This is a genomic window from Streptomyces sp. NPDC023573, assembly GCF_055559735.1.
Genome location: NZ_JBVHKB010000001.1, coordinates 169,941 through 195,662 on the forward strand (window position 1 = coordinate 169,941; position 25,722 = coordinate 195,662).

Here is a 25,722-nt window from a genome sequence, read left to right on the forward strand (position 1 = left end):
TCCAGTGAAAGGAGTTACACCCTCACCAGGAATCGCGGACGGGGGGTCAGTTGTCCAGCTTGATGAGCAGAGCAAGGACGACAATGCACGCGAACCAGCCCAGACCGACCACGACGGTGATGCGGTCGAGGTTCCGCTCGGCGACCGAGGAGCCACCCACGGAGGACTGCATTCCACCCCCGAACATGTCGGAAAGGCCGCCGCCCTTCCCCTTGTGCATCAGCACCAGCAGCATCAGCAGCAGGCTGAAGACGATCAGGGCGATCTCGAACGCCAAAACCACGGCTGGTCCCTACTTTCCGGAATTCCTAGGACTGCATGTACGAACAGCGGGGGCCCGGGGGTAGACCCCCCTCGGCCCCCGCAAGGGTACGACGGATCCGCGCTACCGCATACTCACTGGTCGCGGAAGCGGACGATCTTGACGAACTCGTCGGCGTCGAGAGCGGCGCCGCCGATGAGAGCACCGTCGACATCGGGCTGCGCCATGATGGCCGCGACGTTGCCGGACTTCACCGAGCCGCCGTACTGGATACGGACCGCGTCGGCCAGCTCCTGCGAGTACAGCTCGGCGAGCCGGCCGCGGATCGCGCCGCAGACCTCCTGGGCGTCCTCGGGGGTGGCGACCTCGCCGGTCCCGATGGCCCAGACCGGTTCGTAGGCGATGACGATGGACTCGGCCTGCTCGGCCGGGATGTCCTTCAGCGCGCCGTCGAGCTGTGCCAGCGTGTAGGAGACCTGGTCACCCGCCTTGCGGATGTCCAGGCCCTCGCCGACGCAGAGGATCGGGGTCAGGCCGTGCTTGTACGCGGCCTTCACCTTGGCGTTGCAGATCTCGTCGTTCTCGCCGTGGTACTGGCGGCGCTCGCTGTGGCCGACGGCCACGTACGTGCACTTCAGCTTGGCGAGCATCGGGCCGGAGATCTCACCGGTGTACGCGCCGGAGTCCTGGGCCGAGATGTCCTGGGCGCCGTACTTGATCTTCAGCTTGTCGCCGTCGACCAGCGTCTGCACGGAGCGCAGGTCGGTGAAGGGCGGCAGGACGGCGACCTCGACCGCGTCGTAGTCCTTGTCGGCCAGGGCGAAAGCGAGCTTCTGGACGTGGGCGATGGCCTCGAGGTGGTTGAGGTTCATCTTCCAGTTGCCCGCCATGAGCGGGGTGCGGGTGGTCATGAAAGGTCAGTCCTCCAGTGCGGCGAGGCCGGGAAGCGTCTTGCCCTCGAGGTATTCGAGGCTGGCGCCGCCACCGGTCGAGATGTGGCCGAATGCGTTCTCGTCGAAGCCCAGGATGCGGACGGCGGCAGCGGAGTCGCCGCCGCCGACGACGCTGAAGGCCTCGGAGTCGACGAGGGCCTGGGCGACCGCCCTGGTGCCCTCGGCGTAGTCGGGGTGCTCGAAGACGCCCATCGGGCCGTTCCAGAAGACGGTGGCCGCGTCGGCGAGCTTCGAGGCGTACAGCTTGTTGGTCTCCGGGCCGTTGTCCAGCCCCATCGCGCCGGCGGGAATGGCGTCGGCGGCGACGGTGGCGGGGCTGCCCGGGGTCTTGGCCTTGAGGTCGGGGAACTGCTCCGAGACGACGACGTCGACGGGGAGCACGAACTCCACACCCTTCTTCTCGGCGCGCTCGAGGTATCCGAGCACCGCCGGGATCTGGTCCTCCTGGAGGAGGGAGCTGCCGACCTCGTACCCCTTGGCCTTGAGGAAGGTGTAGGCCATACCGCCGCCGATGAGGATGCGGTCGGCCTTCTCCAGCAGGTGGTCGATGACACCGAGCTTGTCGGAGACCTTCGAGCCGCCGAGGACCACGGCGTAGGGGCGCGTCACGTCCTCGGTGAGCTTCTTCAGGACGCCGACCTCGGTGGCGATCAGGCTTCCGGCCGCGTGCGGCAGCCGGGCCGGGAGGTCGAAGACCGACGCGTGCTTGCGGTGGACGGCACCGAAACCGTCGCCCACGTACACGTCGGCGAGCTCGGCGAGCTGATCGGCGAAGGCGCCCCGCTCGGCGTCGTCCTTCGACGTCTCACCGGCGTTGAAGCGGAGGTTCTCGATGACGGCGACCTGGCCGTCGGTGAGGGCGGCGACCGTGGAGCGGGCGGACTCGCCGACGGTGTCGCTCGCGAAGGCGACCTCGGCACCGAGCAGCTCGCCCAGACGTGCGGCGGCGGGCGCGAGCGAGAAGGCCGGGTCAGGGGCGCCCTTCGGGCGGCCCAGGTGCGAGGCGACGACGACACGCGCGCCGGCCTCGGCGAGCCGGGCGATCGTCGGCCGGACGGCGCGGATGCGGCCGTCATCGGTGATCGTGGTGCCGTCCAGCGGCACGTTGAGGTCGGCGCGGACGAATACCCGCTTGCCCGCGACCCCTTCGGCGAGAAGTTCGTCGATCGTCTTCATCTCTGTTCCCATACTCCTTGGACGGACGGATGAGCATGCGAGGGGGCTCGGACGGCGCCGCGTCGCGCCGTCCGAGCCCCTCACATCACACCTGGATGCCTGTCGATCCTAGGATCAGAGCTGGCCGCCGACGAAGACGGTCAGGTCGACGAGGCGGTTGGAGTAACCCCACTCGTTGTCGTACCAGCCGAGGATCTTCACCGAGTTGCCCTCCTGGACCATGGTCAGGGAGGAGTCGAAGGTGCAGGACGACGGGTCGCCGACGATGTCCGAGGACACGATCGGGTCCTCGGTGTAGGTCAGGAAGCCCTTGAGGTCGCCGTCGTCGGACGCCTTCTTGAACGCGGCGTTGACCTCGTCCTTGGTGACCTCGCGCTGCAGGGTCACGACGAGGTCGGTGGCGGAGCCGGTCGGGACCGGGACGCGCATCGCGATGCCGTCGAGCTTGCCCTTGAGCTGCGGGAGGACCAGGGCGGTCGCCTTGGCGGCGCCCGTCGTGGTCGGGATGATGTTCTCGGCGGCGGCGCGGGCGCGACGCAGGTCCGAGTGCGGGAAGTCCAGGATGCGCTGGTCGTTCGTGTACGCGTGGACCGTCGTCATCAGACCCTTGACGATGCCGAAGTTCTCGTCGAGAACCTTGGCCATCGGCGCCACGCAGTTGGTGGTGCAGGAGGCGTTGGAGATGACGTGGTGGTTGGCCGCGTCGTACTTGTCCTGGTTGACGCCCATCACGATGGTGATGTCCTCGTCCTTGGCCGGAGCCGAGATGAGGACCTTCTTGGCGCCGCCGGTGATGTGCTTCTCGGCGTCGGCCTTCTTCGTGAAGATGCCGGTCGACTCGATGACGATGTCGACGCCCAGCTGACCCCAGGGGATGTCGGCCGGGTTGCGCTCGGAGAGCACCTTGATGGTGTGACCGTCGACGGTGATGGTGTCGGCGGTGTGGCTGACCTCTGCCTTGAGACGACCCAGAATGGTGTCGTACTTCAGCAGGTGAGCCGTGGTCGCAGTGTCACCCAGGTCGTTGACAGCCACGATCTCGATGTCCGCACCCTGCTCCAGCAGCGCGCGGAAGTAGTTACGACCGATGCGGCCAAAGCCGTTGATGCCTACGCGGATCGTCACGAACCGATCTCCTCGTTAGGAACGCCGGTTTCGATGCCGGCGAGTTTTATAGGGATGTCCCCGACCGCCTCCGACCCTACCTCTCCGAAGGCTCCGGAGTGACATCGAGAGCGGTGGTGTGAAAGGGGATCCCCTTACTCCCGGGTAGGAGTAAGGGGTTCCGGTCGACGGAACCACCGGGCCCTGCCATCGCGCCACCCGGTCACCGAGTGTCAACATCCGCCGCCGCCGGGCCTCTTGCGGCGCGAGGGCGGTCGGCGCTTCCTTGTCACCGCGTGTCACCGACGCCTGTCCGGTCGCCGCGGTCCCGTCGGCCACGGGCGGCGGCAAACTGTTTCTCGTGGCGCATTTACCGCAGTACGCCGAGGCAGCCCGCAAGCCGGATGCTCAATTGTGCGGAGCAGCACTCAATCGATAAAAAGGCCAGGCCAACTGCATACCTCCGGCGGACGCGGAGGCGGAACTGATGAGTTCACCCGCTCAATCGTGCGGGCCGGCGCTCGAAGGGTATTCGGGAAAGGCTCCGCTTCTCCTGTGGAACGCCCCCTGAATCCGGCCAGGGAGAAAATGCTGCCGCCCACGGCCCTCCATGGCCGGCCCCCGGCCCGCGCGCTTCCGCCGCCGAAAGGCGGCAGGGCCCCGGCACGCGCCCTGCGGGGCTGTGCCGGGGCCCTGCTGCGGCTCTCAGCCCACGAGGCCGTCGGCCAGCTCCTCACTGAGGGTCGATTCCGTGCCGGGGATACCCAGATCCTGGGCCCGCTTGTCGGCCATGGCCAGCAGACGCCTGATCCGGCCCGCGACCGCGTCCTTGGTCAGCGGCGGGTCGGCAAGCGCCCCCAGCTCCTCCAGCGAGGCCTGCTTGTGCTCCATGCGCAGCCGTCCGGCCGCCGCGAGGTGCTCCGGGACCTCCTCGCCCAGGATCTCCAGCGCGCGCCCCACCCGGGCGCCCGCGGCGACCGCCGCGCGGGCGGAGCGGCGGAGGTTGGCGTCGTCGAAGTTGGCGAGCCGGTTGGCCGTGGCACGCACCTCGCGCCGCATCCGGCGCTCCTCCCAGGCGAGCACCGCGTCATGGGCGCCCAGACGGGTCAGCAGCGCGCCGATCGCGTCCCCGTCACGGACGACGACACGGTCCACACCCCGCACCTCGCGCGCCTTGGCGGCGATGGAGAGCCTGCGGGCCGCGCCCACCAGGGCCAGGGCGGCCTCCGGGCCGGGGCAGGTCACCTCCAGGGAGGAGGAGCGGCCCGGCTCGGTGAGCGAGCCGTGGGCCAGGAAGGCTCCCCGCCAGGCGGCCTCCGCGTCGCAGGTGGCCCCCGAGACCACCTGCGGGGGGAGGCCCCGGATGGGCCGGCCGCGGCCGTCCACCAGGCCGGTCTGGCGGGCCAGCTGGTCGCCGCCCGCCACCACGCGCACGACGAAGCGCGAGCCGCGCCGCAGTCCGCCCGGGGCCATCACGATCAGCTCGGAGCTGTGCCCGAAGATCTCCAGGATGTCCCGCTTCAGCCGGCGTGCCGCGCTCCCCGTGTCCAGCTCGGCCTCGATCACGATCCGGCCGCTCACCAGGTGCAGCCCGCCCGCGAACCGGAGAATCGCCGAGACCTCTGCCTTTCTGCAGCAGGTCCGGGTCACGGGAAGCCGAGAGATTTCGTCCTTCACCGCTGGCGTCATCGCCATGGGCCGATCCTTCCATGCATCCGAAAAATACGGTCGTACGCGGCGGCCAACAGCTCCGGATCATGAATCGGAACGCCGTCGGGTGAGGCCACGGGGGCCAGCTCGACCGCGGCTCCGAGCCGCTGTGCGGCGTCGGCGAGGGACTCGCGGTCGGGCACGGCGGCCTCGTCGGCCAGCACCACGTCCATGGCGAGTTTAGGGGCGTGTCGTCCCAAAACCTCCAAATGACGCTGCGGTGAGAACCCTTCTGTTTCACCGGGCTGTGGTGCGAGGTTCAGCGAGAGGACCTTACGGGCCTTCGTGGTCACCAGTGCGTCGAGCAGCTCCGGGACCAGCAGATGCGGAATCACGGAGGAAAACCAGGACCCTGGGCCCAGAACCACCCAATCGGCGTCGAGAACGGCGGCGACCGCCTCGGGAACCGCAGGCGGATCGACCGGCACGACGTGGACCGACTGGACCTCCCCCGGGGTCAGCGCCACCGTCGCCTGTCCGCGCACGGTCACCGTCTCGTCGGGGCGCTCCGGGTCGTGCCCCCGTACGAGGGCCTGGAGCTCCAGGGGGACGGCGGACATCGGCAGGACCCTGCCGTGCGCTCCGAGCAGCTTGCCGACCAGGTCGAGGGCCTGGACGTGGTCGCCCAGCTGCTCCCAGAGGGCGACGATGAGCAGGTTGCCCACCGCGTGCTCGTGCAGGTCGCCCTTGGACTCGAACCGGTGCTGGATGACCTGGGCCCAGGTCTGGCCCCACTCGTCGTCCCCGCAGAGCGCGGCGAGCGCCTTGCGCAGGTCGCCCGGCGGGAGGACGCCGAGCTCCTCGCGGAGCCGGCCGCTGGAACCGCCGTCGTCGGCGACGGTCACGACGGCCGTGAGATCGCCGGTGATCCGGCGCAGCGCCGTGAGCGAGGCCGAGAGGCCCATGCCGCCGCCGAGGGCGACGACCTTGGGCTGTGCGCCGCGCTTACGGCCGGAGAGCGCGGCCGTGGCCCTGCTCAGCCTGCGCTGACGCAGATTGCGACTGGTCACTCGCGCCCCATGTCCCGGTGGACGAGGACGGTCTCGATCCCTTCGGTGGCGAGACGGGCGGACAGTTTCTCCGACATCGCGACGGAGCGGTGCTTGCCGCCCGTGCATCCGACGGCGATGGTCACGTAGCGCTTGCCCTCACGGCGGTAACCGGCGGCGATGAGCTGGAGCAGCTCGGTGTACTGGTTGAGGAATTCCTTGGCCCCCGGCTGGTCGAAGACGTAGTCGGACACCTCCTCGTTGAGCCCGGTGAAGGGGCGGAGCTCCGGCACCCAGTGCGGATTCGGCAGGAAGCGGCAGTCGACGACGAGGTCGGCGTCGACCGGCAGCCCGTACTTGTATCCGAACGACATGACGGTCGCCCGCAGCTCCGGCTCCTCGTCGCCGGCGAACTGCGCGTCCATCTTGGCCCGCAGCTCGTGCACGTTGAGGCTGGACGTGTCGATGACGAGGTCGGCGTCGCCGCGCAGCTCACGCAGCAGGTCGCGCTCGGCCGCGATGCCGTCGACGATGCGGCCGTCGCCCTGGAGCGGGTGCGGACGGCGGACCGATTCGAAACGGCGTACGAGGGCGTCGTCGGAGGACTCCAGGAAGACGATCCGCCGGGTGACGTGCTTGGCCTCCAGGTCCGCGAGGGACTCCCGGAGGTTGTCGAAGAAGCGGCGGCCCCGTACGTCGACGACGACGGCGATGCGGGCGACGTTGCCCTGGGACCGGGCGCCGAGCTCCACCATCGTGGGGATCAGCGCGGGCGGCAGGTTGTCCACGACGAACCAGCCGAGGTCCTCCAGGCACTTGGCGGCGGTGCTGCGCCCGGCGCCCGACATACCGGAGATGATCACCAGCTCGGGGATGGCGGGCGGGGTGGCCTCGGCCTTCTCCGTGGTGCTTCCCGTGCTCATGTGTGCTGCTCCGTCTGCTCGGCCGCGTTCGTTCTGCTGTTCGTGCGTGTGCTCGGTCATGTCCTGCTGCCCCCGTCGTCCTCTTCGATGATCTCTCCAGTGGCGGTGTTCACGGCGGGTGCGGCCGGGGCGGCCGCGGCGAACGCGGCGGCCACCGATTCCGCGGTCCTGCGCCCTATCCCCGGCACCCCGCAGATCTCGTCGATTGTCGCCTGCCGCAGCCTCTTGACGGAGCCGAAGTGCTTGATCAGCGCCTGCTTGCGGGTCTCGCCGAGGCCCGGGACGTCGTCCAGGGGGCTGCTGCGGATGCGCTTGGCCCGTTTGGCCCGCTGGTAGGTGATGGCGAAGCGGTGGGCCTCGTCCCTGATGCGCTGGAGGAGATAGAGGCCCTCGCTGGAGCGGGGCAGGACCACCGGGTCGTCGTCATCGGGCAGCCAGACCTCTTCGAGGCGCTTCGCGAGACCGCAGACGGCGATGTCGTCGATGCCCAGCTCGTCCAGCGCGCGCTTGGCGGCGGCCACCTGGGGCTGTCCTCCGTCCACGACGACGAGCTGGGGCGGGTAGGCGAAGCGCTTGGGCCGGCCGTCGTCCTCCCGGGGCTCCTCGCGGACGGGGCCGGACGCCCCGGGCGTGGGGTCAGGCACCCCGGGCGTGGGGTCAGGCGCCCCGGGTGCGGGGACGGGGCCCGTGGGCGCCGGGGTCTCCTCCCACTCCCCCGTCCGCTCCTTCTCCTGGAGGTAGCGCCTGAAGCGGCGGCCGATGACCTCGTGCATCGACCGGACGTCGTCCTGGCCCTCGAAGCCCTTGATCTGGAAGCGGCGGTACTCGCTCTTGCGTGCGAGGCCGTCCTCGAAGACCACCATCGACGCGACCACGTCGTCACCCTGGAGGTGCGAGATGTCGAAGCACTCGACACGCAGCGGGGCGGTCCCGAGGCCGAGTGCCTCGGCGATCTCCTCCAGGGCACGCGAGCGCGTCGTGAGGTCGGAGGCGCGCTTGGTCTTGTGCAGCCCCAGCGCCTGCTGGGCGTTGCGCTGGACCGTGCCCATCAGATCCTTCTTGTCGCCCCGCTGCGGGATGCGCAGGCTGACCTGGGACCCCCTGCGGCGCGCGAGCCACTCGGACACGGCGTCGGGGTCCTCGGGGAGCGCCGGGACCAGCACCTCCTTGGGGACGGAGTCGCCCGACTCCTCCCCGTAGAGCTGCTGGAGCGCGTGCTCGACCAGGCCCGCCGTGTCGACGGCCTCCACCTTGTCGGTGACCCAGCCGCGCTGGCCCCGCACCCGTCCGCCGCGGACGTGGAAGATCTGGACCGCCGCTTCGAGCTCGTCCTCGGCTACGGCGATGAGGTCGGCGTCGGTGGCGTCGGCGAGGACGACGGCGCTCTTCTCCATCGCCCTCTTCAGCGCCTCCGCGTCGTCGCGCAGCCGGGCCGCCCGCTCGTACTCCATCTCCTCGGCCGCCTGCATCATGTCCCTCTCCAGGCGGCGGATGTACGTCCCTGTGCGGCCTGCCATGAAGTCGCAGAAGTCCTCGGCCAGATCCCGGTGCTCCTCGGGGGTGACACGTCCGACGCACGGGGCGGAGCACTTGCCGATGTAGCCGAGGAGGCAGGGGCGGCCTGTCCGCTCGGCGTTCTTGAAGACACCGGCGGAGCAGGTGCGCACGGGGAAGACCCGGAGCATCAGGTCGACGGTCTCGCGGATGGCCCAGGCGTGCCCGTACGGGCCGAAGTAGCGCACGCCCTTCTTCTTGGCGCCGCGCATGACCTGGACGCGGGGGAACTCCTCGTTGAGCGTGACCGCGAGGTAGGGGTAGCTCTTGTCGTCGCGGTACTTGACGTTGAACCGGGGGTCGAACTCCTTGATCCAGGAGTACTCCAGCTGGAGCGCCTCGACCTCGGTGGAGACCACGGTCCACTCCACGGAGGCGGCCGTGGTGACCATCGTGCGGGTACGCGGGTGCAGACCGGCCAGGTCCTGGAAGTAGTTGGCCAGGCGCTGGCGCAGGTTCTTCGCCTTGCCGACGTAGATCACCCGGCGGTGCTCGTCGCGGAACTTGTAGACCCCCGGGGAGTCGGGGATCTGTCCCGGCTTGGGGCGGTAGCTGGAGGGGTCTGCCATGTCTCACACCCTACTTGCGGGCTGTGACAGAGCGGGATTTCCGGGGTTCCGGATGCCCGCGACGGGCAGCCCGGTCAGGCGTCGGGGCCCGCGACGAGCTTTCCGCCCTCGACCTTCAGCGGGACGGAGGGCAGCGGCACGGTGGCGGGGCCCTGCAGCGCCTTGCCCGTGGTCATGTCGAAGCGGCTGCCGTGGCACGGGCAGTTGCCCTCGTTGCCCTCGACCTTGTCCAGGAGGCAGCCGGCGTGGGTGCACTGCGCGCTGAAGGCCTTGTACTCCCCGGCGGCCTGGCAGCTCACGACGACCCGCTGCTCCCGGTAGAGCTTCGCCCCGCCGACCGGGACCTCGTCGGCGGCGCCGAGCTCCACGGGCGCGGTGGGCGTGGGCGTCCGGGCGTGGCCGAGCTTGGACTCGGTCGAACAGGCCGCCGCTCCCAGCCCGGCCGCACCGGCGAGAGCGGCGCCCTTCAGGACGGTACGGCGGGCGGCGGGCAGGCCGGGCATGCGGTCTCCACTGGTCGGGGGGACAGAGAGCCGCCGTCACCGTCCGGGGCACCGGGTGCCACGGGATCCGGGCACGGGCCGCACCTGAAGGCATGGGCGACAGACCCGACGATACCGGCGGAGAACCCCGGTCCTTCGACCGGCCCCTGGGAGCGCGCGCGGCGGGCGGACGAGCCGGAGGGACGGGGCCCGGCCGGGGGACCTCCGGGCAGGCGGGAAGGGGGCGGCCCGGGCGGGCCGCCCCCTTCCGGAGGTGTCAGGCCTTCCGGGTGCGGGCCGTCTTCCTGGGCGCCGGCTGCTCGGCCGCCGCCTTTCCCGCCGTCCTGGCCGTGGCCGTCTTACGGGCCGTGGCCGTCTTCGCCGCGACTGCCTTCTTCGCGGGTGTCTTACGGGCCTTACGAGCCGCCGGGACCACGGCCTCACCGATCCTGTCCGCTCCCAGGATCTCCTGGAGGAACTTGCCGGTGTGGCTGGCGGGCACCGAGGCGATGTGCTCCGGGGTGCCCTCGGCGACGACCAGGCCGCCGCCGTTGCCGCCCTCGGGGCCCATGTCGACGACCCAGTCGGCGGTCTTGACGACATCGAGGTTGTGCTCGATGACGATCACCGTGTTGCCCTTGTCGACCAGGCCCGAGAGGACCGAGATCAGCTTGCTGATGTCCTCGAAGTGCAGACCGGTCGTCGGCTCGTCCAGGACGTAGACCGTGCGGCCGGTGGAGCGCTTCTGCAGCTCGCTCGCCAGCTTCACCCGCTGGGCCTCGCCGCCGGAGAGCGTCGGCGCGGACTGGCCGAGCCGGACGTAGCCGAGACCCACCTCGTTGAGCGTGCGGAGGTGACGGGCGATCGTCGGGACGGCCTCGAAGAACTCCAGGCCCTCCTCGATCGGCATGTCCAGCACCTCGGCGATGGACTTGCCCTTGTAGTGGACCTCCAGGGTCTCCCGGTTGTAGCGCGCACCGTGGCAGACCTCGCACGGGACGTACACGTCGGGCAGGAAGTTCATCTCGATCTTGATGGTGCCGTCGCCGGAGCAGTTCTCGCAGCGGCCGCCCTTGACGTTGAAGGAGAAGCGGCCCGGCAGATAGCCGCGCACCTTCGCCTCCATCGTCTCGGCGAACAGCCTGCGCACATGGTCGAAGACTCCGGTGTACGTCGCCGGATTGGAGCGGGGTGTACGCCCGATCGGCGACTGGTCGACGTGGACGACCTTGTCGACGAGGTCGTCGCCGTCGACCCTGGTGTGCCGCCCGGGGACCGACTTGGCGCCGTTGAGCTCGCGCGCGAGATGGGTGTAGAGGATGTCGTTGACCAGGGTCGACTTCCCCGAACCGGAGACGCCGGTGACCGCGGTGAGCACACCGAGCGGGAAGGAGACGTCGATGTCCTGGAGGTTGTTCTCCCGGGCGCCGTGCACCGTGAGCCGGCGCTTCGGGTCGACGGGACGCCGGACGTCCGGCATCTCGATCTCCCTCTTGCCGGAGAGGTACTGGCCGGTGATCGACTCCTTGTTGGCCAGCAGCTCCTCGAGCGAGCCGGAGTGGACGACCTTGCCGCCGTGCTCACCCGCGCCGGGACCGATGTCCACGACCCAGTCGGCGACCTTGATGGTGTCCTCGTCGTGCTCGACGACGATGAGCGTGTTGCCCATGTCCCGCAGCCGGACCAGGGTCTCGATCAGCCGGTGGTTGTCGCGCTGGTGCAGGCCGATGGACGGCTCGTCCAGCACGTACAGCACACCGACGAGCCCCGAACCGATCTGGGTGGCGAGCCGGATGCGCTGGGCCTCGCCGCCGGAAAGGGTGCCCGCGGCGCGGTTCAGCGAGAGGTAGTCGAGACCGACGTCGACGAGGAACCGCAGCCGCTCGTTGACCTCCTTGAGGACCCGCTCGGCGATCTTCTTGTCCCGGGCGTTCAGCTTGAGGCGGCCGAGGAACTCGGCACACTCGCTGATCGACATCGCGGAGACCTCGGCGATGGACTTCTCCATCACCGTGACCGCGAGGACCAGCGGCTTGAGCCGGGTGCCCTCACAGGTCGGACAGGCCACCTCGCGCATGTAGCCCTCGAAGCGCTCCCGGCTGGAGTCGCTCTCGGCCTCGGAGTGACGCCGCTTGACGTACTGGACGGCGCCCTCGAAGCGGGGGGTGGTGTAGGCGCGCTCGCGCCCGTACCTGTTGCGGTAGCGGACCTCGGTCTGGATCTTGTGGCCGTGCAGCAGGGCCTTCTTGGCGCGCTGCGGCAGTCCGGCCCAGGGGATGTCCGTACGGAACCCGAGGGCGTCGGCCAGCGCGGTGATCTGGCGTCCGAAGTACTCCTTGGTGTGGCCGTGCGACCAGGGGTGGATCGCACCCTCGTCCAGGGACTTGTCCTCGTCCGGGACGATCAGCTCCGGGTCGACCTCCATGCGCGTACCGATGCCCGTGCAGTCGGGGCAGGCGCCGAAGGGGGAGTTGAAGGAGAAGGAGCGGGGCTCCAGCTCCTCGAAGGAGAGGTCGTCGTACGGGCAGTAGAGGTGCTCGGAGTACATCCGCTCACGCTCGGGGTCGTCCGCATCGAGGTCGACGAAGTCGAGCACGACCATGCCGCCGGAGAGGCCCAGCGCCGTCTCGACGGAGTCGGTCAGCCGGCGCTTGGCGCTGTCCTTGACCGTGAGGCGGTCGATGACCACCTCGATGGTGTGCTTCTCCTGCTTCTTCAGCGTGGGCGGCTCGGACAGCTGGATCGTCTCGCCGTCGACCCGTGCCCTGCTGTAGCCCTTGGTCTGGAGGTCCGCGAAGAGGTCGACGAACTCCCCCTTGCGCTCGCGCACCAGCGGGGAGAGCACCTGGAAGCGGCTGCCCTCGGGCAGTCCGAGCACCTTGTCGACGATGGCCTGCGGCGACTGGCGCGCGATGGGCCTTCCGCACTCGGGGCAGTGCGGCTTGCCGATCCTGGCGAAGAGCAGCCGGAGGTAGTCGTAGACCTCGGTGATGGTGCCGACCGTCGAGCGCGGGTTGCGCGAGGTCGACTTCTGGTCGATGGAGACGGCGGGCGAGAGGCCTTCGATGAAGTCCACGTCCGGCTTGTCCATCTGGCCGAGGAACTGCCGGGCGTACGAGGAGAGCGACTCCACGTAGCGCCGCTGGCCCTCGGCGAAGATCGTGTCGAACGCGAGCGACGACTTGCCCGATCCGGAGAGCCCGGTGAAGACGATGAGGGAGTCACGGGGGAGATCGAGCGAGACGTTCTTCAGGTTGTGCTCGCGCGCGCCACGGACGATGAGACGGTCGGCCACGCCGGTCCGCACCTTTCTGGAGAGAAGTGGGGGAACTGAGCCCCCGTCCCAGGGTATGGGGGGTGCCACAGCGATGTACGAAGCTTTCGACTCCGAGCGTATAGCACGCGCATTCGATTTACGGTCCAGCAGAGACTCCGTCACCCGAATGAGTGGCGGCGTCTACGCTCGGTCCATGACTGATCATGCGCGCGACCTGGAAGCGGTACGTGAAGCGACCGATCGGCTGCTCAGCGCCACGGGCAAGATGGACGACGGCGCCGTTGCCGAGCCGTCCCGTCTGCCGGGCTGGAGCCGCGGCCATGTTCTTGCCCACCTGTCACGTAACGCCGACGCCCTCGTAAATGTTCTCCGAGGACGCCCGATGTACGCGAACAGCGAAACCCGGGACGCCGACATCGAACGCGGCGCCTCCCGCCCGGTGGCCGAACACCTCGCTGACCTGCGTGCGAGCGGAGCCGCCTTCCTCGCCGCCGCCGAGACTCCGGCCGACCTGTCACGCATGGTCACCATGCGCAACGGTGTGACGGAATCGGCCTCCCGGATTCCCTTCCGCCGCTGGGGCGAGGTCGAGCTGCACCACGTGGACCTGGGAGTGGGATACGAGCTGGAGGATCTCCCGGAGGAGTTCGTGACCCGTGAGAACGACTTCCTGGCGGAACGGTTCGCCGGGCATCCCGATGTCGTCCCCACGACGGCCGTCGCCCCGGACGGCCGACTGTGGACCACGGGCGGCGGCGCCGACGGCCCCGCGGTCACGGTCCGGGGCACGGCCCCCGGCATCCTCGGCTGGCTCTGCGGACGCCGCGACGGCTCCACGCTCACCGTGGAAGGCGGCAGCCTTCCCGCGCTGCCGCCGCTATAAGCTGCGTCACATGACGTACAGCGGAACGGTCAAGGTCGGCGGAGCTGCGGATGTGCACGAGCTGACGGATCTGATGATCTCCAAGGTCGCCGTCGGAACGATGAACAACAACGCGTACCTGCTGCGCTGCCGGGCCACCGGCGAGCAGCTCCTGATCGACGCGGCCGCCGAGGCCGGGACACTGCTGCGGCTGATCGGCGAGGACGGCATCGCCTCCGTCGTCACGACGCACCGGCACGGCGACCACTGGCAGGCGCTCGGCGAGGTGGTGGCGGCCACCGGGGCGCGGACGTACGCCGGGAGGTACGACGCCGAGGGCATCCCCGTCCCGACCGACGAGTTCGTGGAGGACGGCGGCACGATCCGGGTGGGCCGGGTCTCGCTGACCGCGCGGCATCTGACCGGCCACACCCCGGGGTCCATCGCCCTGGTGTACGACGATCCGCACGGCGCCCCTCACGTGTTCACCGGGGACTGCCTCTTCCCCGGCGGCGTAGGCAATACGAACAAGGACCCGGAGGCGTTCGCGAGCCTGCTGCACGACGTGGAGACCAAGCTCTTCGACCCGCTCCCGGACGAGACGTGGGTCTACCCGGGCCACGGTCACGACACCACGATCGGTGCCGAGCGCCCGCACCTGCCGGAGTGGCGCGAGCGCGGCTGGTGAACCGCTGAACGCCCGACGGCCGGGTGCCCCTCGCGGGGCCCCGGCCGTCGGTGTGTCCGTCCGGCGTTACTTCTCGACGCCGACGTTCTCGCTGCTGTCGTCCTTCTCCTCGGCCTCCCTGGCCGCCGTCTTCTTGTTGGCGATCAGGCTGGTGATCGTGGTGACCACCAGGACGCCGCCGATGACGGCGAGGGAGACCGCGATGGAGATCTCCGGGACGTGCACCCCGGACTCGTGCAGGGCGTGCAGCACCAGCTTGACGCCGATGAACCCGAGGATCACCGAGAGCCCGTAGCTGAGGTGGACCAGCTTCTTCAGCAGACCACCGATGAGGAAGTACAGCTGACGCAGGCCCATCAGGGCGAAGGCGTTGGCGGTGAAGACGATGTACGGGTCCTGGGTCAGGCCGAAGATCGCCGGGATGGAGTCCAGCGCGAACAGCACATCGGTGGTGCCGATGGCGAGCATGACCACCATGAGCGGGGTCAGGACGCGCTTGCCGTTGTTCCGGATGAAGAGCTTGGTCCCGTGGTACCTGTCGGCGACACCGAAGCGGTGCTCGATCGACTTCAGGAGCCGGTTCTCCTCCCAGTCCTCCTCGTCGTCGTCGGCCCGCGCCTCCTGGATCAGCTTCCAGGCGGTGTAGATCAGGAACGCGCCGAAGATGTAGAAGACCCACGAGAAGTTGGCGATGACCGCCGCACCGGCCGCGATGAAGATAGCACGCAGTACCAGGGCGATCAGCACGCCGATGAGCAGTACACGCTGCTGGAGATGGGAAGGCACCGAGAACTTCGCCATGATCAGGATGAAGACGAAGAGATTGTCGACACTGAGCGACTTCTCGGTGATGAAGCCGGCGAAGAATTCGCCCGAGGCCTGGCTCTCGCCGAAGACCAGCAGGCCGAGCCCGAAGAGGGCGGCCAGGGCGATCCAGACGATGGTCCAGATCCCGGCTTCCTTGGTCGACACGTCATGGGGCTTCCGCCCGATGAAGAAGTCGACAGAGATGAGGGCGACGAGACCGAGAATGGTCAGCGTCCAGAGAGTCCATGAAACGTCCACTGCGCCTCCGGCAGTTCGCTACGGGCTATAGATCAGCGTCGTCGCTGCCGGAGGTCTCTTCCACCCGGGAGCGCGGGATGCGCGCCGGGCCGACGCCCCGGGACCGGTCACAGTCCGTACTGACGGGAACGCCGCGATCGGGAGTACTCCCCTCCGCAACAAGAACAGTACATGAAGCACCAAGAAACGGTAAAGTCCGTGCCAAGGCGTGACCAAAAAGCCAGGTCAGGTGCCATACGCAGGTAATTGACCTACCGTCATCCAGCTCAGTGGCGGCCGCTTCGCCGCGCGGCGGCCACCAGCGCGAGCACCTGCTCCAGGACGTAGCTGCCCTGCGGCGCCCTCAGCGGCTCGTACGTCCAGGCATGGCCCACCCACGGGTCTGCGAGGTGGTCGTCGGCCACCGGGGTGATCCGCAGCAGGGAACGCCACAGCGGGTCCAGCACCGGGCCGTAGGCGCGGGCGTCCGCGCGGTCGGCGACCATCAGCAGGTGCACGCCCACCGAGGGCCCCTCGTCGGCCAGATAACGCAGCTGGGTGACGGCTCTGTCGTCGAAGCCGTGCGGGAAGTCGTTGACGATCAGCAGGTGCTCCCCCGTGTCGAGGTCCGGGGGCAGCGCGTCCGCCGCGCCGGCCCTGATCGCCATCTGCACCAGATCGACTCGCCGGGTGAGGTGGGCGAGGACCGAGGACACGCCTTCCGCTCCGGCGGCGGGCGGCCCCGCGAGAACCCCGGAGGCGACCAGCGGTGTGAGCGGACCTGCCGCGGAACCGGCCGGATCGATCACGTGTACGGAGAATTCGTCCGCCGGGTAGACGGCGAGCAGCCGCGCGGCCAGGGCGACCGCGGTTTCCATCCCGAGCGTGCGCAGCTGGTCCCCTGTGGTCGCGGCAGCGGCCTCGGAGGCCGTACGCCCGCTGTCGACCCAGATCCCGCGCTCCAGTGGCAGCCGTACCAGCAGGGGGATGTGCAGGCCTATGCCCTCGGGCAGATGGAGGTCACCGATGCGCAGGGCCATCGGGATCTCCATCGGGACGCGGTAGCCGTGCCAGACGGGGTTGCCCCAGCCGGCGTAGGCGGCGGGGAGGGCCGGTTCCACGACGGCGGCCTCGGCGGCGAGCTGAGCGAGATCGCGTTCGAGCGCCTCGCGTGCGCGGCCGGTGAGCTCGTCGTGCTTGGCCCGGGCCGCCTCGCGGGCCCGGTCGCCGGTGCCACCGATGCGGCTGCGCGGGTCGGACAGCGTCCGCTCGAGCTCCTGGTCCATCCGGGACTCGGCGAAGTCGACGGCGCTCCGGTAGGCGGCGACGGCGCGGGCCAGGTCCTCGAACATGCCCCAGATCTGGTTGTAGAGACGCTCGTCCATGGACCAGCCGGTGGCGTCCCCGGCGACGGGCTGCGCGGGCTGTCCCGGGGCGGCGGGCGGCGTCGCGGGGGGCGGCGGTGGCGGCGCCGAGGTCTGTCGCCGCGGGTGCGCGTAGTCGACCGGGCCGCCAGGTGCGTCGGGGTGCGGGGGCGCCGGGACCGCCGGCGGTTCGGGGACCCGCGCCGAGGCGGGCGTCCCGCCGCTTCCGGTGGCCGCGGGGCCCGCCGGGTGGCGGACCCGCTCACCCTCGGGGGCACGGGGCGGCGGGGGCACGGAGCGGGCGAGCCCGGAGGCGACCGCCTCCTGGATGGAGGCGGCGAGCTCCGCCGCCCCGGCCACCCCCTGGTCGGCGAGCATCTCGGCGAGCCCCGCGGCATAGCCCTGGCCGACGGCGCGGACCTTCCAGACCCCCTGGCGGCGGTAGAGCTCCAGTGCCGACACGGCGGACTCGGTGTCCAGACCGGTGAGGGTGAACGTGGCGATCTCGGTGCCGTCGAGTCCGGTGACGGCGACGAAGGGAGCGGCCACCGCTCCGAATCTGCCCGGCCGCCCGGCTCCGACGGGCAGGGCGAGGAGCACGGTGACGCGGTGCACCGAGTCGGGCAGGGCGTCCAGGTCCACGGCCAGCCGGTGGTCGGCCGCGGCCTGCCGGGACACCTCGAGTCCGGGGACCCGGTGCGACGCGGGGTGGGCGATCCACTCGGCGCCGCGGACGGTGCCCCGCTCGTCCCCGAGCGTGGCCCCGGCCACGACGGGTGAGCCCGCCGACACCCTGATCTCCAGACGGGTCTGGGGCAAGGTGTAATTCTGCCCCCGGACCAGCTCGGCCGTCATTGCCCTGTCCCCTCGACGTTCGGTGTGGCGCCCTGCCATGGGCGCAGCTCCCGGCGGCGGGTGCCTCCGGGAGCTGCTCGTACGGTTCTGCGGGCCGGTCGCCGCCCCGCGCCCTGGCTCGGCTACAGGTGCGGCAGGATCGACGGCATCAGGTCCTGGAACGTACGGCCGTTGGCCGGGTTCCCGAGGGCCGTCATCTGCCATCCGCTGCCCGCGCGGTGCACCTTCGCCATGATCTGTGCCGTGTACTGTCCGCCGCCGTCCAGCGTGTAGCGGGCGAGCTCCTGGCCGTTGGTCTCGTCGACGATGCGGCAGAAGGCGTTCTGCACCTCCTGGAACGTCTGGCCGGTGAACGAGTTCACCGTGAAGACGATCTGGTCGATGTGGACCGGGACCCGCTGCAGGTCGACCAGGATCGCCTCGTCGTCGCCGCCCGAGCCGGCTCCGCCGACCAGGTTGTCGCCGGTGTGCTTGACCGAGCCGTCGTCGCTGACGAGGTGGCGGAAGAACACGACGTCCACGGGCTGCTTGTCGGCGAAGAGCACCGCCGAGGCGTCCAGGTCGATCTCACGGGTACGGGAGCCGAACAGTCCCCGGCGCGGGGCCGCCTGCCAGCCGAGCCCCATCCGTACCGCGGTCAGGGTCCCCCCGTCGCTCTTCTGCAGGTTGATGGCCTGGCCCTTGGTCATGTTGACCGTCACGCGCTGTCCCCTCTCAGCTTGCCCCGCAACCCTCGGTGTGCGGTTTCCGAGCACCCTACGCAGTCCCCGCAGGCGGGAAGAGCCGTGGGTCGTTTTTGTGTCGGTCCTGCAACACTGCGTGCCCCACGGGATCAGGCCAGTCCCGCCTCCCTCATCTGACGCAGCTCCTTCTTCAGCTCGCCCACCTCGTCACGCAGCCGCGCGGCCACCTCGAACTGCAGGTCGGCGGCGGCCGCGCGCATGCGGTCCGTCATCTCCTCGATGATCCCGGCGAGCTCGGCGGCGGGCCGGTCGGTGACCACAGCGCCGTCCTTCTTCGCCTTGCCCCCTGCCGCTGCGGCCTTTCCGCCCAGCGAGGGCACGGGGGCCTTGGTGTCCTTCGCCTGCCGGTAGCCGGTGCCGAGGAGCTGCTCGGTGTCGACCTCCTCGCGGGCGATGGACGCGACGATGTCGTTGATCTTCTTGCGGAGCGGCTGCGGGTCGACCCCTCGCTCGGTGTTGTAGGCGATCTGCTTCTCGCGGCGGCGGTTGGTCTCGTCGATGGCCTGCGCCATCGCCGGGGTGACCTTGTCGGCGTACATGTGGACCTGCCCCGAGACGTTACGGGCGGCACGGCCGATGGTCTGGATCAGCGAGGTGCCGGAGCGCAGGAAGCCCTGCTTGTCGGCGTCGAGGATGGCCACGAGCGACACCTCGGGCAGGTCGAGGCCCTCACGCAGGAGGTTGATGCCGACCAGGACGTCGTACTCGCCGGAGCGCAGCTCGCGCAGCAGCTCGATCCTGCGCAGCGTGTCGACGTCGCTGTGGAGGTAGCGGACCTGGATGCCGAGCTCCAGGAAGTAGTCCGTGAGGTCCTCGGACATCTTCTTGGTGAGGGTGGTGACCAGGACGCGCTCGTCCTTCTCCGTCCGCTCGCGGATCTCGTGGACCAGGTCGTCGATCTGGCCCTCGGTGGGCTTGACGACGACCTCCGGGTCGACGAGCCCGGTCGGCCGGATGATCTGCTCGACGAAGCCGTCGCCCCGGGACATCTCGTACTTCCCGGGCGTGGCGGAGAGGTAGACCGTCTGGTCGATGCGGCCCAGGAACTCCTCCCACTTCAGCGGACGGTTGTCCAGGGCGGAGGGCAGCCGGAACCCGTGGTCGACGAGGGTCCGCTTACGTGAGGCGTCGCCCTCGTACATCGCGCCGATCTGCGGCACGGTGACGTGCGACTCGTCCAGGACGAGGAGGAAGTCCTCGGGGAAGTAGTCGAGGAGGGTGTTGGGGGCGGTGCCGGGAGAGCGGCCGTCGAAGTGCATCGAGTAGTTCTCGACGCCGGAGCAGGTGCCGATCTGGCGGAGCATCTCGATGTCGTACGTGGTGCGCATGCGCAGCCGCTGGGCCTCCAGCATCTTGCCCTGCTTCTCCAGCTCGGCGAGGCGCAGCTCCAGCTCCTGCTCGATGCCCCCGACCGCCTTCTCCATGCGCTCGGGGCCCGCCACGTAGTGGCTGGCGGGGAAGACGTGGAGCGAGGTGTCCTCGCTGATGACCTCGCCGGTCAGGGGGTGGAGGGTCGAGAGCGCCTCGATCTCGTCGCCGAACATCTCGATGCGGACGGCGAGCTCCTCGTACACCGGGAAGATCTCGATGGTGTCGCCGCGGACGCGGAAGGTGCCGCGGGTGAACGCCAGGTCGTTGCGCGTGTACTGGATCTCGACGAAGCGGCGCAGCAGCTGGTCGCGGTCGATCTCGTCGCCGACCTTGAGCTGGACCATCCGGTCCACGTACTCCTGCGGGGTGCCCAGGCCGTAGATGCAGGAGACGGAGGCGACCACGACGACGTCGCGCCGGGTGAGCAGCGAATTCGTGGCGGAGTGGCGCAGCCGCTCGACCTCCTCGTTGATCGAGGAGTCCTTCTCGATGTAGGTGTCCGACTGCGGGACGTACGCCTCGGGCTGGTAGTAGTCGTAGTACGAGACGAAGTACTCCACGGCGTTGTTCGGGAGGAGCTCGCGGAACTCGTTGGCCAGCTGGGCGGCCAGCGTCTTGTTCGGTGCCATCACCAGGGTGGGGCGCTGGAGCTTCTCGATCATCCAGGCGGTCGTCGCCGACTTGCCCGTGCCGGTCGCGCCGAGCAGGACGACGTCCTTCTCACCCGCGCGGACACGCCGCTCCAGCTCGGCGATGGCCGCCGGCTGGTCGCCGCTGGGCTGGTAGGGACTGACGACCTCGAAAGGCGCCACCGAACGTTCGATCTTCGAGACTGGCCGCATGCAACCACCGTACGACCCCCCACTGACAACAGCCGGGGATCAGCGGTTCCACGGCTGCCGGGACGTCTTGCGTGCCGCGGTCGCGTAGGGCGGTGTGCGTCGCTGCTGGGCCGGGACCGAGGTCACCGGTCCTCCGCGCCGCACGGCCTGTCCCGACGGCCGGGGGGCTCCTTCGGGGCCGCCGGAGACCACGAGGGGGTCGAACATCACGACCACGGCGGCGAGCAGGAGGAAGCAGCCGGGGCCGATCATCATCGGCAGGAGGAGCGAGGTGGGCGCCTCGCCGGGCGGTGCCGGTGCGGCGTCGGGATGCAGGTGCACCTGGAGCGCGGCCATGCCCGTGTAGTGCATCCCGCTCACGGCCACGCCCATGACCACGCTGGCGCCGAGGCTGGGCAGGAAGCCGTGGATGGAGACGGCGGCCCAGAGCGCGGCGGTCGCGGCGACCACGGCGATGACGACGGAGAGCGCGACGGTGAGGGTGTCGTACTCGAGCAGGCCCTCGAAGTTCATTCCTGCCATGCCGAGGTAGTGCATGGAGGCGACACCGAGGCCGGTGATCGTGCCGCCCGTGACCAGCGCCATCCGGGTGGCTCCCCGGTACCCGACCAGGAAGATGCCGACCCCGACCATCCCGACGCCCACGGCGAGGCTGGCGTAGGTGAGGGGCCTGTCGTAGCTCACCGGCGCCTCCCGGACGGTGAAGCCCAGCATCGCGATGAAGTGCATGGTCCAGATGCCGGACCCGATGGAGGTGGCGCCGAGCGCGAGCCAGCCGGCCCTGGCCGCTCCACGGGTGCGCAGGGACCTCGTGGTGCACCGGAGGCCGAGCGCGGCACCGAGGCATGCCATGAGGAACGCCGTGACGGGCGTCACGAGGCCGTAGGTGAATCCGTCGACTGTGCCCTGCATGCTGGTACGCCCTTCGCGGTGTGCCCGGGTTCGGGGGTGACCCTAAAGGGCAAGGCCCGGCAAGCAAACATAAGAGCGGCATTTTATCCGCCTCCGGGGCCTCCGAGGACTCGGCGCCCACCCTTGCGTTCACAACATGGCCATCATCATCCTCCCCTCCGTTGGGCATCTGATGCGAGTCTCTGCCTGACCGCATTCCGACGCGAGGAGTCCACGTGTCCGTACGCACAGCAACCGCTTCCGGCGCCGCCGCCGTCATGCTCGGCGCCTGCGTCCTGCTGCCCGCCACCCAGGCCCAGGCCTCGGGCGCGCAGGACAGCCCGGTCGTCTACGCCCACCGGGGCGCTTCCGCCTACGCCCCGGAGAACACCCTGGCCGCCGTGGACGCGGCCGACGACCTGGGCATCGCGTGGGTGGAGAACGACGTCCAGCTCACCAAGGACGGCGTGCTGGTCGTCGTGCACGACACCACCCTGAACAGGACCACGGACGCCGAGGAGGTCTTCCCCGACCGCGCGCCCTGGGCGGTCAAGGACTTCACCGCGGCCGAGATCGCGAAGCTGGACGCCGGCAGCTGGTTCGGCGCCCGTTTCGCGGGCGCCCGGGTGCCGACGCTCACCCAGTACCTGCACCGCGTCGAGCGCAACCACCAGAAGCTGCTCCTGGAGATCAAGAGCCCCGAGACCTACCCGGGGATCGAGAAGGAGACCCTGCGCGTCCTGCGCGCGGCGGGCTGGCTCGACCGTGCCCACGTCAAGCACAAGCTGATCATCCAGAGCTTCGGTGCAGAGAGTGTGAAAACTGTTCATGTTCAGCGTCCGGACGTCGTCACGGGCTTCCTGGGCACCCCCGCGGTGGCCGATCTGCCGTCGTACGCGGCGTTCACCGACCAGATCAATCCGTCGTACACGACGCTCGGCGCCGATTACGTCGCCGCGGTGCAGAAGCTGAAGGGTCCTCACGGCAAGCCTCTGAAGGTCAACACCTGGACCGTGAACGACGCGGCGAAGGCCGCCGAGGTGGCCGGGTTCGGCGTGGACGGCATCATCACCAACAACCCCGACATCGTCCGGGACGCCACCCGCTGAGCGGCTGACGGGACGGCACTGTCAGTGGCCGGCCGTACGGTGGGTCGCATGGAGAGCAGCGAGCAGGTCGTGGAGTGGTCCGTCGTGCCGAGCGACATCGGCCCGCTCCTGCTGGCCGCGACCCGCTCCGGCCTGGTGACCGTGGTCCTCCACGCCCGACCGCCGGTCCGGGACAAGGCGCTGGGGCAGCTGCGGACCCGGCTGGGCGCGGAGCCCGTGCAGGCCCCGGACTCCGTGCTGCTGGCCGGGCCGGCGCGTCAGCTCGCCGCGTATTTCGCCGGAGAGCTGCGGGACTTCTCGCTCCCGCTGGACTGGTCGCTGAGCTCCGGCTTCCACCGCGAGGTGCTCACCGAGCTGGCCTCCGGCGTGCCCTACGGGACGGTCGTGGGCTACGGGGACCTGGCGAGCCGGGTCGGCCGGCCGGGCGCCGCCCAGGCCGTGGGGGCGGCCATGGGCTCCAACCCCCTGCCGGTCGTGGTCCCGTGCCATCGGGTGGTGGAGAGCGGCGGAGAGCTGGGCGGGTTCGGCGGTGGTCTGGAGACCAAGCGGCAGCTGCTGGCCATCGAGGGGATACTCCCGCGGCCGCTCTTCTAGGGCCTGCCCGTCCAGGCGGGATGGTGCGGGTCGTCGGCCCGTACGACGACGTCCGCGCGCCCGGCCGGGTCCACCTCGTCCTCGTACCGAGCGAAGGCGGGCAGGGTCCACCGCTCGCCTTCCTCCGTACGCCGCCGCAGCGCGCCCGCCGACAGGCTCAGATGGACGCCGAGGTCGAAGGGGAACCAGTGTCCGAGGAGGAGCGGACCGTGCAGGATCAGCGCCCCGCCCTCGGGCAGTACCTGGTACGGGCTGCGGGTGGCCCGGTCCGTCGCGGGGTCCCAGAGGTCGGGCAGCACGCGTCCGCTGCCGCCCGGTTCCAGCGGACGGAACACCTCCCGCCACAGCGCGCCCGTGTCGAACCAGCTGTCGGCGTACGAGTCGGGGTCCTGCTTCCCGTACTCGTAGCGCAGGCTCGCCGGGCGCAGGAAGCCGCTGGTGGAGACGGTGAGGACCGGGCGGCCGCGCGCCCGCAGCACCTCGGCGAGGCGCTCGGCCTGCTCGCCGGGGCGGGCGGCCGGGGCGCCGTCGACGCCGATCCGGAGCCAGAGTCCGCCGTCGGCCGGCTCGGTCCCGTCGGCGTGCTCGGCGAGGGCTTCGGCCAGCCGTTCCCAGGTGATCGGTTCGAATCGCACCCGTCCATCATCGCTCTGTCGCATGATGCTCGGCATGGATCTCGCACACGCCCGTCGGTTCGCGGCCCGGTGGCAGGACGACTGGAACTCCCATGACCTGGACCGCATCCTCGCCCACTACCACGAGGACGTGACCTTCAGTTCACCGATGATCGCCCGGCTGACGGGCTCCCCTGCCGGGACACTGCGCGGCAAGGCGGCGCTCCGCGCGTACTGGGCCGCCGGGCTCGAGAAGATCCCCGACCTGGAGTTCGAGGTGATGGACGTGCGGGCGGGCGTCGACGCGCTGGTGATCGACTACCGCAACCAGATCGGCGGCCGGGTGTACGAGGTGCTGACCTTCCGGGACGGGCTGGTGGTCTCCGGTTTCGGAGCGTAGGGGGAGACGGCCGCCGTCTGAGGGGCGGCGCGGGGCGTGGGGGGACGTCCGCCGACGGGCGGCCGCCCCCGCTGCCCTCACCCCGCGGCCTGGCAGTCCACCGCGTCGGCGTCGTCGGAGAGTTCACTGCCCTCGGGAAGCAGGTAGGTCACCCACAGCACGACGGGTTCCGCGCCGAGGTTGCGCCCGATGTGCCGGTGGTCGGCTCCGGACGGCTCGATGAACGACGTGCCCGCCGGTGTCACCTCGACCGAGCAGTCGTGGAGGGTCCGCGTCAGAGTCCCGGACTTGACTACGGCGATCAGCTGTCCGCGATGGGTGTGCCAGCCGGTGGAGCCGCCCGGCGCGACCGTGATCTCCCGGAAGGTCACATCCGTGCGCCCCTTGGGGGCCCGCACCTCGAGCCTCCCCTCGGACGTGCCCTCGGCGGCGACCGTGCCGCTCACACCGCTGCCCGGTGTCGCGACGGCCGCCGCCGGCAGGAGGCCGAGCGCCGCGACGCAGACCCCCACGAGCATCACCTTGCGCAGGGTCGTCCGCTTCTTCGCACCGACCGCGCCATCGAACTCCATGACCGACTCCCTCAGCATCCGGACACATCGAACAAACACACGCTACGCGCGAGTTGGTTCGTCTGCACCGGCGGAGCGGTCAGCCGCCGCCACGGAGTTCGACGGCGAGCGGGCCCTCGCCCAGGACTTCCGCGCGGCCCTCCTTGACGGCCTCGGCGAGGGTGCTCCCACCGCGCCCGATGGCCAGGACGGCCTCCGCGTCCAGCACGAGGCAGGCGTCCGGGGCGTCGGCGGGGCCGTATCCGTAGGCCTGGTCCGCAGTGGCGTCCGCACCGGCCCGGACGTGGAACTCGCCTTCGGCGAGCCTGACTTCGACGACTCCGCTATGCGTGAGGCCGCCCAGGGCGCGCAGCAGCGGCAGGGCGAACCAGTGGGCCCTGACCGCGTCCGTGGGCCGGCGCTCGCCGAGCGCGGGCGCGCCCCAGCCGGCGAGCGCGGTGAGGACCGGGAGCAGTCCGCGCCCGTGCTCGGTCAGTTCGTAGACGGCGGCGGCCGCCGGGGGTGGCAGGCGGCGGCGCACGGCCAGGCCGCTCTGCTCCATGTCCTTGAGCCGGGAGGCCAGCACATCCGTGCTCACTCCCGGCAGATCGGCGTGCAGATCCGTGTAGCGGCGCGGCCCGGCGAGCAGTTCACGGACGATCAGCAGGGTCCACCGGTCGCCGACGGAGTCGAGGGCACGGGCGGTGGCGCAGAACTGGTCGTAACTCCGGCGGCGGGCGGGACGTGCGGGCTGCTGCTGACGTGGCATGCGACGCAGTCTAGACATGTTGTTGG

23 protein-coding genes are annotated in these 25,722 nt (G+C 70.1%); 5 read left to right on the forward strand and 18 right to left on the reverse strand.

What is annotated here, in order from left to right; all coding sequences use genetic code 11:
• Window positions 1–46: 46 nt before the first annotated feature.
• From secG to uvrA, 10 genes are all read right to left on the reverse strand, one after another.
• Window positions 47–283 carry a preprotein translocase subunit SecG gene (gene secG / locus ACZ32T_RS00835; protein WP_467267364.1) on the reverse strand — a complete coding sequence of 79 codons (237 nt, stop codon included), beginning with the start codon at window positions 281–283 and terminating at the stop codon, window positions 47–49.
• A gap of 113 nt (window positions 284–396) precedes the next feature.
• Window positions 397–1,173 (reverse strand): triose-phosphate isomerase, encoded by a 777-nt coding sequence (gene tpiA / locus ACZ32T_RS00840; protein ID WP_356712138.1) that lies wholly within the window; start codon window positions 1,171–1,173, stop codon window positions 397–399.
• Window positions 1,174–1,179: 6 nt separating this feature from the next.
• Window positions 1,180–2,391, reverse strand: a complete 1,212-nt coding sequence (locus tag ACZ32T_RS00845) for a phosphoglycerate kinase (protein WP_467267362.1) — start codon at window positions 2,389–2,391, stop codon at window positions 1,180–1,182.
• A gap of 114 nt (window positions 2,392–2,505) precedes the next feature.
• On the reverse strand, window positions 2,506–3,516 hold the full coding sequence (gap, locus tag ACZ32T_RS00850; RefSeq protein ID WP_467267360.1) for a type I glyceraldehyde-3-phosphate dehydrogenase: 1,011 nt from the start codon (window positions 3,514–3,516) through the stop codon (window positions 2,506–2,508).
• Between the two features lie 684 nt (window positions 3,517–4,200).
• Window positions 4,201–5,190, reverse strand: a complete 990-nt coding sequence (gene whiA / locus ACZ32T_RS00855) for a DNA-binding protein WhiA (protein WP_104789934.1) — start codon at window positions 5,188–5,190, stop codon at window positions 4,201–4,203.
• Window positions 5,181–6,215 carry a gluconeogenesis factor YvcK family protein gene (locus ACZ32T_RS00860; protein WP_467267358.1) on the reverse strand — a complete coding sequence of 345 codons (1,035 nt, stop codon included), beginning with the start codon at window positions 6,213–6,215 and terminating at the stop codon, window positions 5,181–5,183. Before ACZ32T_RS00860 ends, whiA begins: the two co-directional genes overlap by 10 nt.
• A complete protein-coding gene (gene rapZ, locus ACZ32T_RS00865) occupies window positions 6,212–7,177 on the reverse strand; it encodes an RNase adapter RapZ (protein WP_356712147.1) in 966 nt (321 codons plus the stop codon). Before rapZ ends, ACZ32T_RS00860 begins: the two co-directional genes overlap by 4 nt.
• Entirely contained in the window at window positions 7,174–9,240 is a 2,067-nt protein-coding gene (gene uvrC / locus ACZ32T_RS00870) for an excinuclease ABC subunit UvrC (protein ID WP_467364703.1), read from the reverse strand. Before uvrC ends, rapZ begins: the two co-directional genes overlap by 4 nt.
• Before the next feature lie 74 nt (window positions 9,241–9,314).
• A complete protein-coding gene (locus ACZ32T_RS00875; protein ID WP_467267353.1) occupies window positions 9,315–9,743 on the reverse strand; it encodes a Rieske (2Fe-2S) protein in 429 nt (142 codons plus the stop codon).
• Window positions 9,744–9,999: 256 nt separating this feature from the next.
• The gene (uvrA, locus tag ACZ32T_RS00880; RefSeq protein WP_467267352.1) at window positions 10,000–13,017 is read right to left on the reverse strand and encodes an excinuclease ABC subunit UvrA; all 3,018 of its coding nucleotides are present in this window, start codon (window positions 13,015–13,017) and stop codon (window positions 10,000–10,002) included.
• Window positions 13,018–13,192: 175 nt separating this feature from the next.
• Between uvrA and ACZ32T_RS00885 the strand changes: the two genes are divergently transcribed.
• Window positions 13,193–13,882, forward strand: coding sequence for a maleylpyruvate isomerase family mycothiol-dependent enzyme (locus ACZ32T_RS00885; protein WP_467364706.1), 690 nt, complete (start codon window positions 13,193–13,195; stop codon window positions 13,880–13,882).
• Between the two features lie 10 nt (window positions 13,883–13,892).
• On the forward strand, window positions 13,893–14,549 hold the full coding sequence (locus ACZ32T_RS00890) for an MBL fold metallo-hydrolase (RefSeq protein WP_467364708.1): 657 nt from the start codon (window positions 13,893–13,895) through the stop codon (window positions 14,547–14,549).
• Between the two features lie 66 nt (window positions 14,550–14,615).
• Here ACZ32T_RS00890 and ACZ32T_RS00895 read toward each other — a convergent pair whose 3' ends face one another.
• The 5 genes from ACZ32T_RS00895 to ACZ32T_RS00915 form a co-directional block, all read right to left on the reverse strand.
• On the reverse strand, window positions 14,616–15,614 hold the full coding sequence (locus tag ACZ32T_RS00895; protein WP_467267348.1) for a TerC family protein: 999 nt from the start codon (window positions 15,612–15,614) through the stop codon (window positions 14,616–14,618).
• Between the two features lie 266 nt (window positions 15,615–15,880).
• Complete coding sequence (locus tag ACZ32T_RS00900; RefSeq protein ID WP_467364710.1) at window positions 15,881–17,812, reverse strand: TerD family protein; 1,932 nt, start codon at window positions 17,810–17,812, stop codon at window positions 15,881–15,883.
• 122 nt (window positions 17,813–17,934) lie between these two features.
• Window positions 17,935–18,513 carry a TerD family protein gene (locus ACZ32T_RS00905; protein WP_128847639.1) on the reverse strand — a complete coding sequence of 193 codons (579 nt, stop codon included), beginning with the start codon at window positions 18,511–18,513 and terminating at the stop codon, window positions 17,935–17,937.
• Between the two features lie 131 nt (window positions 18,514–18,644).
• A complete protein-coding gene (gene uvrB, locus ACZ32T_RS00910; protein ID WP_467267344.1) occupies window positions 18,645–20,768 on the reverse strand; it encodes an excinuclease ABC subunit UvrB in 2,124 nt (707 codons plus the stop codon).
• 39 nt (window positions 20,769–20,807) lie between these two features.
• Window positions 20,808–21,680, reverse strand: coding sequence for an MHYT domain-containing protein (locus ACZ32T_RS00915; protein ID WP_467267342.1), 873 nt, complete (start codon window positions 21,678–21,680; stop codon window positions 20,808–20,810).
• A gap of 215 nt (window positions 21,681–21,895) precedes the next feature.
• Here ACZ32T_RS00915 and ACZ32T_RS00920 point away from each other — a divergent pair, with 215 nt between their 5' ends.
• Together ACZ32T_RS00920 and ACZ32T_RS00925 are read left to right on the forward strand one after the other, a co-directional pair.
• On the forward strand, window positions 21,896–22,768 hold the full coding sequence (locus tag ACZ32T_RS00920; RefSeq protein WP_467267340.1) for a glycerophosphodiester phosphodiesterase: 873 nt from the start codon (window positions 21,896–21,898) through the stop codon (window positions 22,766–22,768).
• 48 nt (window positions 22,769–22,816) lie between these two features.
• On the forward strand, window positions 22,817–23,362 hold the full coding sequence (locus ACZ32T_RS00925; RefSeq protein WP_467364712.1) for a methylated-DNA--[protein]-cysteine S-methyltransferase: 546 nt from the start codon (window positions 22,817–22,819) through the stop codon (window positions 23,360–23,362).
• Here the strand turns inward: ACZ32T_RS00925 and ACZ32T_RS00930 are convergent.
• Entirely contained in the window at window positions 23,359–23,997 is a 639-nt protein-coding gene (locus ACZ32T_RS00930) for a nucleoside/nucleotide kinase family protein (protein ID WP_467364714.1), read from the reverse strand. The two genes, ACZ32T_RS00925 and ACZ32T_RS00930, sit on opposite strands and share 4 nt — an antisense overlap.
• Window positions 23,998–24,031: 34 nt before the next feature.
• Between ACZ32T_RS00930 and ACZ32T_RS00935 the strand changes: the two genes are divergently transcribed.
• Window positions 24,032–24,376 carry a nuclear transport factor 2 family protein gene (locus ACZ32T_RS00935; protein WP_467364716.1) on the forward strand — a complete coding sequence of 115 codons (345 nt, stop codon included), beginning with the start codon at window positions 24,032–24,034 and terminating at the stop codon, window positions 24,374–24,376.
• Window positions 24,377–24,453: 77 nt separating this feature from the next.
• Here ACZ32T_RS00935 and ACZ32T_RS00940 read toward each other — a convergent pair whose 3' ends face one another.
• On the reverse strand, window positions 24,454–24,948 hold the full coding sequence (locus tag ACZ32T_RS00940; RefSeq protein WP_467364718.1) for a cupin domain-containing protein: 495 nt from the start codon (window positions 24,946–24,948) through the stop codon (window positions 24,454–24,456).
• A gap of 79 nt (window positions 24,949–25,027) precedes the next feature.
• Window positions 25,028–25,714: a winged helix-turn-helix transcriptional regulator gene (locus ACZ32T_RS00945; protein WP_467267332.1), complete on the reverse strand. Its 687-nt coding sequence runs from the start codon at window positions 25,712–25,714 to the stop codon at window positions 25,028–25,030.
• Window positions 25,715–25,722: the final 8 nt, after the last annotated feature.